Raw genomic sequence first — 1,682 nt, forward strand, 5'->3', positions numbered from 1 at the left:
CCACATTAATTACTGGTGACTCAGAAATGACGGGTAAAGCAGTCGCTAAACAATTAGGAATAGATGAAGTAATCGCGAATGTCATGCCAGAAGATAAATCTCGAATTATAGACGAGCAAAAAGAGAAATACGGCGTAACAGCAATGGTAGGTGATGGTGTAAATGATGCCCCAGCCCTTGTGAATGCAGATGTAGGGATTGCCATGGGAGACGGAACAGATGTAGCAGTAGAAGTGTCTGATTTAGTTCTAATGCAGAATGACTTATCTAAATTGGTTAAAGCTCATGAAATTTCTTCTAAAATGAATCGTGTCATTTGGCAAAACATTCTTTTTTCAATGGCAGTCGTAGCCTTTTTAGTAGTAGTGAGTTTATTAGGTCTAACAGATATAGCGATCAGTGTCATTATTCATGAAGGAAGTACATTGGTTGTTATTCTGAATGGGCTTCGATTGTTAAGGTCTAATTCTAAGCCTATCAAAAATTAATAACCTGTTTCAAATATTAACTAATTCTCGTTTTCATATGCCTCTGAAGTTTTGGAAACTTTAGAGGCATATTTTTATAAATCAGTTAGTATCAAAAACAATCGATTATGGGACGATTTTAAATAACAACTTTTATAGACTAGAAGAAGGGTTTTTTAGTGCCAAAACTTTGCTCTTTATCTACGTATCTTTACCCACCCTTTATGATACAATTGAGAAAATCAAAATAGAGAAGGAAGAGGATTATGAGTGGGTATATATATGGGTATGCAAGGGTAAGTACACGATCACAAGAATTGTCTCGTCAGTTGGATTTGCTCAATGAACATAACTGCAACGAAATACTGACCGAAAAAATGACGGGAACCAAAGCTAACCGTCCGCAATTAAATCGGCTGAAAGATAAATTGCGTCCAGATGATACAGTTATCGTGGAAAGCTTCTCTCGTTTGGGGCGCAGCACAAAAGATTTAATTGATCTTGTAAATTACTTTGAAGAACATAATGTAAAGTTGATCAGCTTAAAAGAGAATTTTGATACGGTCACTCCCCAAGGGCGACTTATGATGACTGTGTTTCAAGCATTTAGTCAATTTGAACGAGATTTGATTGTTGAACGCACAAAAGAAGGTTTAAAAAGTGCTCGAGCTAGAGGGCGAAAAGGCGGGCGTCCTCCTGTGAACCAACGAGATATTGAACGAGCAATAAAATTGTACAAAAGTGAGGAATATAGTGTGAAAGAAATTGTTGAGATGACAGGAATCAGCAAGTCAACGCTTTATCGTTACTTGGATAAATAAAAATTGACGATTAATTTTATTTAATCGTGGGAAAGAGGTGTTCTCATGAACCAAGAACTTCCTCCATTAACTTCATATTCAGAAGAACTACGACAAAATGCGATGGATAAATATCAAGTGATTGCCCCTTATCTTAAGCATGAAGAAAGTTTGAGTAATATTGCTGAAGAATCAGGGGTTCCAAAAAGAACTTTATACCATTGGGTAAATCAATATCAACAATCAGGGTTGAAAGGATTGATCCGAAGAAAGCGCTCGGATTCAGGAAGCTTTAAAGTAGAAGAAAATGTACAAGAAGAAATTAAAAAGCTTATATTTGAAAACAAAAAACATACTAAGATTAGTAGTGAGTAAACCACGACGGTGGATTTCTCACTACTATTTTTTTATAGTA

General features: G+C 35.9%; 3 protein-coding genes. All 3 read left to right on the top strand.

What is annotated here, in order from left to right; genetic code table 11:
* The coding region (locus ACFO5Y_RS00005; RefSeq protein ID WP_380706305.1) for an HAD-IC family P-type ATPase at positions 1 to 488 on the top strand (488 nt) is incomplete at its 5' end.
* 245 nt (positions 489 to 733) lie between these two features.
* Positions 734 to 1,288: a recombinase family protein gene (locus ACFO5Y_RS00010; protein WP_002316688.1), complete on the top strand. Its 555-nt coding sequence runs from the start codon at positions 734 to 736 to the stop codon at positions 1,286 to 1,288.
* Between the two features lie 45 nt (positions 1,289 to 1,333).
* Positions 1,334 to 1,642, top strand: a complete 309-nt coding sequence (locus ACFO5Y_RS00015) for a helix-turn-helix domain containing protein (RefSeq protein ID WP_231606985.1) — start codon at positions 1,334 to 1,336, stop codon at positions 1,640 to 1,642.
* Positions 1,643 to 1,682: the final 40 nt, after the last annotated feature.

The sequence above is a fragment of the Ruoffia tabacinasalis genome, from assembly GCF_042652985.1.
GTDB classification, from domain to species: Bacteria; Bacillota; Bacilli; order Lactobacillales; family Aerococcaceae; genus Ruoffia; species Ruoffia tabacinasalis.